A 5945-nucleotide genomic window follows, 5' to 3' on the forward strand; every position below is an offset into this window, starting at 1 on the left:
CCCAGGCAGGCTGAAGGCCGAGCAAGCCTGACAGGCCCGAAAAGCCCGGCACGGGCGTCGGCGGCGATGACGGCGGCGGCATTATCCAGGGTTGATGATGGAAGTGGAGGATATCGACAACCTCTCGCGCAACCAAGACATCGCGGTCGGACTGCAAGTGATCTTGAAGCCACGGGCCCGTCCCACCCCGACATGGACCTCGATGCCCGAACGGACGTTAGATTTCGAGTTCTAGGCGTTCTGCGATGAAGGTTGGATCCCAGCCGGGATTGAAAGTGTCGACGTGGGTGAATCCGAGCCGCTCGTATAGGCCACGCAGGTTCGGGTGGCAGTCGAGCCGCAGCTTGGCGCACCCCTGCGTTCGCGCGGCATGGCGGCAAGCCTCGATCAGCGCGGAGCTGACACCCCGGCCCGCATGTGTCCGTCGCACCGCGAGCTTGTGCAGATATGCGGCCTCCCCCTTGAGGGCGTCGGGCCAGAACTCGGGATCCTCGGCCGACAAGGTGCAACAGCCGACGATGCCGTCGCTGCAACTCGCGACTAGGAGCTCGGATCTCAGGACGAAGGTCTCCGCGAATGTCCGGTCGATCCGCGCGACGTCCCAGGCGGGCGTTCCCTTGGCGGACATCCACGCCGCAGCGTCGTGCATCAGCCGCACAACCTCGTCGATATCACCCGAGCAGGCGACCCGAACGTTCGGAGGCTCCTCGCTGTCCATTCGCTCCCCTGGCGCGGTATGAACCGCCGCCTCATAGTGCAGTTTGATCCTGACGAGCCCAGCATGTCTGCGCCCACCTTCGCGGAACCTGACCAGGGTCCGCTAGCGGGCGGCCGGAAGGTGAATGCTAGGCATGATCTAACCCTCGGTCTCTGGCGTCGCGACTGCGAAATTTCGCGAGGGTTTCCGAGAAGGTGATTGCGCTTCGCAGATCTCCAGGCGCGTGGGTGCGGACGTAGTCAGCGCCATTGCCGATCGCGTGAAGTTCCGCCGCAAGGCTCGCTGGACCCAGATCCTTTACAGGAAGGCCAACGGTGGCGCCCAAGAAGGATTTCCGCGACACCGAGACCAATAGCGGAAGCCCCAACGCCGACTTCAGCTTTTGAAGGTTCGACAGCACGTGCAGCGATGTTTCCGGTGCGGGGCTCAAGAAAAATCCCATCCCCGGATCGAGGATGAGCCGGTCGGCAGCGACCCCGCTCCGTCGCAAGGCGGAAACCCGCGCCTCGAAGAACCGCACAATCTCGTCGAGCGCGTCTTCGGGTCGAAGGTGACCGGTGCGGGTGGCGATGCCATCCCGCTGCGCTGAGTGCATAACCACCAGCCTGCAGTCCGCCTCAGCAATATCGGGATAGAGCGCAGGGTCAGGAAATCCTTGGATATCGTTCAGGTAGCCCACGCCGCGCTTGAGCGCATAGCGCTGGGTTTCCGGTTGGAAGCTGTCGATTGAAACACGGTGCATCTGATCGGACAGGGCGTCTAAGAGCGGCGCAATACGTCTGATCTCATCGGCCGGCGATACAGGCCTCGCGTCCGGATGGCTGGCGGCCGGTCCGACATCCACGACGTCTGATCCGACTCGCAGCATTTCGATCGCCGCGGTGACAGCGCCGGCGGGGTCTAGCCGCCGGCTCTCATCGAAGAAGGAGTCCTCGGTGAGATTCAGAATGCCGAACACCGTCACCATGGCGTCGGCCTCCGCAGCGACTTCCACGATGGGGATCGGGCGAGCAAAAAGGCAGCAATGACGCCGTGGCACATTGGCGACTTCCACGTGGAAGTTTCACCGAGCCCCGCCGCGATGTGTGCTCTCGCCTTGCGCAGCTTGTCGGGGGTGACGACGGGACGACGGCCGCCCTTGCTGCCGCGCTCACGAGCAGCGCGCAGGCCAGCCTGGGTGCGTTCGCGGATCAGATCACGCTCGAACTGCGCGAGGGAGCCGAAGATGTTGAACACCAGCATTCCCCCCGGCGTGGTGGTGTCGATGTTCTCGGTGAGCGAACGGAACCCGATGCCGCGGGATGCCAGTTCGCCGATCTTGTCGATGAGGTGGCTCATCGAGCGGCCGAGCCGATCGAGTTTCCACACGACCAGCGTGTCGCCGGCGCGCAGATAAGCCAATGCTTCGGTAAGCCCGTGCCTGTCGGTCCTGGCACCCGATGCCTGATCGTCGAAAACACGTTCGCATCCCGCGCGCTCCAGGGCGTCATGCTGGAGCGATAGCTTCTGGTCCGGCGTGGAGACGCGCGCATAACCGATCAGCGCCACATTCTGCCCTGTCGTGTCCGTTTTCCCATCATCACGCGACCTTGTCCGAATCGCCATTGCAGGTCCAGAGTAAACGGACACATTCCCGGTGACCGTTCAACGGTCGTCTGACGGACAGCAGCAGCGAAGGAGATGATGCTTGGCGAGGCGGCGACTAGTGAGCCCGGAAATCTGGGCGGGGCATTATGACGCGCCGCTCGATGAGCGAGAGATTGTGCGTCATTATACGCTGACCGGCGACGATCTGGAAATTGTCGGTCGCCGTCGCGGCGATGCCACCCGGCTCGGCTTTGCGATGCTCCTGCTCTATATGAGATGGCCTGGCCGCGCGCTTGAAGCGGGCGAACTCCCGCCCGGCCCGGTGCTTGCCTATGTGGGCCGGCAACTCGGCGTCTCGCCGGAAGCTTTTGCCGACTATGCCCATCGGGACCAGACCCGCCGCGAGCATCTCGTCGATATCCGACGATCGCACGGGTTCAGGGCTTTCGATCGCCAAGCGTTTCGTGAAATCGTGGCCTTTTCGATCCCGATCGCGCAGACCATCATCCGCCCGGGCCAAATGGCAGGGGTTATTGTCGACGAACTCCGGCGTCGACAGATCCTCCTGCCTTCCCCGTCGATTCTCGAAGCGGTGCTCCGAAGGGCTCGCCAGCAAGCAGAGCAGCTTACCTATGAAGTGCTCACAAACGGCCTGCAACCCGACACGCTACAGGGTCTGGACGATCTGCTGGCCCGACGTACGGGGGAAACCGCGACATGGCTATCCTGGCTGCGCAACGCGCCACAGTCGCCGGCAGCGCGCAACATCCTGCGACTGATCGAACGGCTTGCCTCTATCCGCGCGCTGGGCCTCGATCGCGCTCGCGCCGACATGATCCCGGCTTCGACTTTTGACAGGCTGGCGGACGAGGGCAGCCGCATCACGCCCCAGCACCTTGGCGAACTCAATGCCCTGCGCCGACATGCGACGCTGGCGGCAACCGGCATCCGCCTTGAGGAAGACCTGACCGACGCAACCCTGACGATGTTCGACAAGCTGTTGGGCAGCATGGTGCGCCGCGCCGAGAACCGGACCCGCGATAAAGCCCTCAAGACGGTGCGGGAACTGCAGGGCCATCTTCGGACACTCACGGGGTCTTGCCGCATCCTCATCGACGCGCGCACCAAAGGCGTGGATTCGCTGGCGCAGATCGATGCCCTGGACTGGCAGCGCTTCGCCGTGGCGGTCGAGCAAGCCGAAGTGCTCGGCCGACCCGAAACCGTCGATCGCACCGCTGAACTGATCGAGCGGCATCGCACGGTGAAGCTCTTTGCCGGCGCTTTTCTGAATGCCTTCGAATTTCGCGGCGCCGGTGCGGTGCAGGGGCTCCTGTCGGCGCTGACGATTATCGCGGAGCTATACCGGACCGGCAAACGCCGCTTGCCTGATGGCGTACCGCTGCGCTTTGTGCCGTCAGCATGGCGGCCGTTCGTCCTGCGGGACGGTATCGTCGATCGTGCCGCTTATGAGCTATGCGCCCTTTCACAGCTACGCGAGCGGTTGCGAGCCGGAGACATATGGGTCGCGGGAAGCCGCCAGTTTCGCGATTTTGACAGCTATCTCATCCCGCCGGCCACCTATGCGGCGCTTCGCGAAAAGGGACCGCTGCCTCTCGCCATCGAAACGGACTTCGAACGCCATATCGAGGAAAGGCGCACCAGGCTCGACACGGCGATCGATCAGGTGACAGTTCTAGCCCGACAGGGTGAGCTACCCCAGGTCAGACTTGACGAAAGCGGCCTCATCATCTCGCCGCTGAAGGCGGTGACACCCCCCGCTACCGAGATTACCCGTCGCGCCGCCTATGATCGACTGCCCCGCGTGAAGATCACCGATATTCTGCTTGAGGTCGATGCCTGGACCGGGTTCAGCGAATGCTTCGTCCATCGGCGTTCGGGCCGGGAGGCCGACGATCGCAATGCCCTGCTCACCGTCATCCTCGCCGATGGGATCAATCTCGGCCTCACCCGCATGGCAGAGACCTGCCGGGGCGCAAGTCTGCGCCAGCTCGCCCATCTTCACGACTGGCATATCAGCGAAGCCGCCTATGGCGAGGCGTTAGCGCGGCTGATCGACGCCCATCGCACCATGCCGCTTGCCGCACTCTGGGGAGACGGCACCACCTCGTCGAGCGACGGACAACAATTTCATGCCGGCGGTCGCGGGGCCGCGATCGGCGACATCAATGCGCGCAGCGGCAACGAACCGGGTGTTGCCTTCTACACCCATGTCTCGGATCGATATGATCCCTTCGCGAGCCGGGTGATCGCCGCGACCGCCGGCGAAGCGCCCTATGTCCTGGACGGCTTGCTATATCACCAAACCGGCCTGACGATCGAGGAGCACTATACTGACACGGGCGGGGCATCGGACCATGTATTCGGGCTAATGCCCTTCTTCGGCTACCGCTTCGCACCGCGTCTGCGCGACATAAAAGACCGACGCCTGCATCTGCTGCCGGGTCAGGAAGCCGGACCGCTGCTGGCCGGGATGACGGGAGATCCGATCGCTATCGCCCATGTCGGGGCCCATTGGGACGAACTGTTGCGGTTCGCCACGTCGATCCGCACCGGCACCGTCACCGCTTCGGCCATGCTGCGTCGGCTGTCCGCCTATCCGCGACAGAACGGACTGGCCCTCGCGCTGCGCGAGCTTGGTCGCCTCGAACGCTCGATCTTCATGCTCGACTGGCTGCGCGACATCGACCTGCGCCGACGCACCCAGGCCGGACTCAACAAGGGCGAGGCCCGCAACGCACTCGCCCGCGCGCTCTTCTTCAACCAGCTCGGCGAGCTGCGCGACCGGCGGTTCGAAAATCAGACCTATCGCGCATCCGGCCTCAACCTGCTCGTCGCCGCTATCATCCTGTGGAACACCCGCTATCTCGAAATGGCGCTGGTGGACATCGGCGCGCCCGACGAAATCGCGCGCCACATCGCACCATTGGGCTGGGAGCATATCTCGCTGACCGGCGACTATAGCTGGAATGTCGATGATCGCCCCGATCCGGATGTCCTGCGACCCCTTCGCGCCGTCAGTTCCTTGCTCGCCGCGTGATGTTCGGCATCCGTTCGCCCTTAGCGTGCAGATACGTCACTTTCGTGTAGTCACCCCGGATAGCACTTCCCGCGATAAGTCCTGAAAGGCAGTCGCTTAATTTGATCGGAACAATCTATGTCCAGTAACCCGCCCCGCGAATTTGACCGACTGCTACAAGATGCGCCGCTGGTGCGGGCAATGGGGGGAGCACTCTCGATGTTTGCCACGCTGCTTGCGCGTCAAGGCATTGTCGAGGCGAGCGAGGTTGCAAACTTGCTGGGTATCTATGCGGTCGCCACAAGCGAAGTCGATAATGAAGAGGGCATGATCTTGGGATGCTGGGCAGCTATGATCCGCGACGTGGCGGAGCAACAGCGCACAGCTACTCGCAAATAACCCCGGCGCGCACGGCGCTAGCCGTGAGCCGCTTCGATCTTCTGGGCCAGCTCGGCCAGGTGTTCGGAATCAAGTAGATCCTCGGCGCTAAGATCGGCCGCGAAAAACTCGCTTCCGCTGGGTGGCGCGCGATCGACGGCGAAAGCGGTCAGATAGGGCCGCGCCTCGTCCGTGGCGATCCAGCGCCAGAAAGCATTGCCCTGG

The 5945-nt window shown here is 63.4% G+C and carries 5 protein-coding genes and 2 pseudogenes; 2 read left to right on the forward strand and 5 right to left on the reverse strand.

The window, feature by feature from the left end; all coding sequences use genetic code 11:
- Nucleotides 1–217: 217 nt before the first annotated feature.
- The 4 genes and pseudogenes from JHC57_RS20500 to JHC57_RS20515 form a co-directional block, all read right to left on the reverse strand.
- Nucleotides 218–718, reverse strand: coding sequence for a GNAT family N-acetyltransferase (locus tag JHC57_RS20500; protein WP_000376623.1), 501 nt, complete (start codon nt 716–718; stop codon nt 218–220).
- A 127-nt stretch (nt 719–845) separates the two neighbouring features.
- Nucleotides 846–1685: a sulfonamide-resistant dihydropteroate synthase Sul1 gene (gene sul1 / locus JHC57_RS20505; RefSeq protein WP_000259031.1), complete on the reverse strand. Its 840-nt coding sequence runs from the start codon at nt 1683–1685 to the stop codon at nt 846–848.
- Nucleotides 1679–1747 (reverse strand): annotated as a pseudogene (locus tag JHC57_RS20510) (QacE family quaternary ammonium compound efflux SMR transporter); the annotation flags it as partial. The gene sul1 and the pseudogene JHC57_RS20510, both read right to left, overlap by 7 nt.
- A 39-nt stretch (nt 1748–1786) precedes the next feature.
- Nucleotides 1787–2266 (reverse strand): annotated as a pseudogene (locus JHC57_RS20515) (recombinase family protein); the annotation flags it as partial.
- A 139-nt stretch (nt 2267–2405) separates the two neighbouring features.
- Between JHC57_RS20515 and JHC57_RS20520 the strand changes: the two are divergent.
- Together JHC57_RS20520 and JHC57_RS20525 are read left to right on the forward strand one after the other, a co-directional pair.
- The gene (locus JHC57_RS20520; RefSeq protein WP_294032443.1) at nt 2406–5363 is read left to right on the forward strand and encodes a Tn3 family transposase; all 2958 of its coding nucleotides are present in this window, start codon (nt 2406–2408) and stop codon (nt 5361–5363) included.
- 117 nt (nt 5364–5480) lie between these two features.
- The gene (locus JHC57_RS20525) at nt 5481–5741 is read left to right on the forward strand and encodes a hypothetical protein (protein WP_228223103.1); all 261 of its coding nucleotides are present in this window, start codon (nt 5481–5483) and stop codon (nt 5739–5741) included.
- 17 nt (nt 5742–5758) lie between these two features.
- On the opposite strand, the gene JHC57_RS20530 is transcribed toward JHC57_RS20525, so the two are convergent.
- The coding region (locus tag JHC57_RS20530; protein ID WP_294032444.1) for a hypothetical protein at nt 5759–5945 on the reverse strand (187 nt) is incomplete at its 5' end.

It is taken from the genome of Sphingopyxis sp. (genome assembly GCF_016463645.1).
Taxonomy (GTDB): Bacteria; Pseudomonadota; Alphaproteobacteria; order Sphingomonadales; family Sphingomonadaceae; genus Sphingopyxis.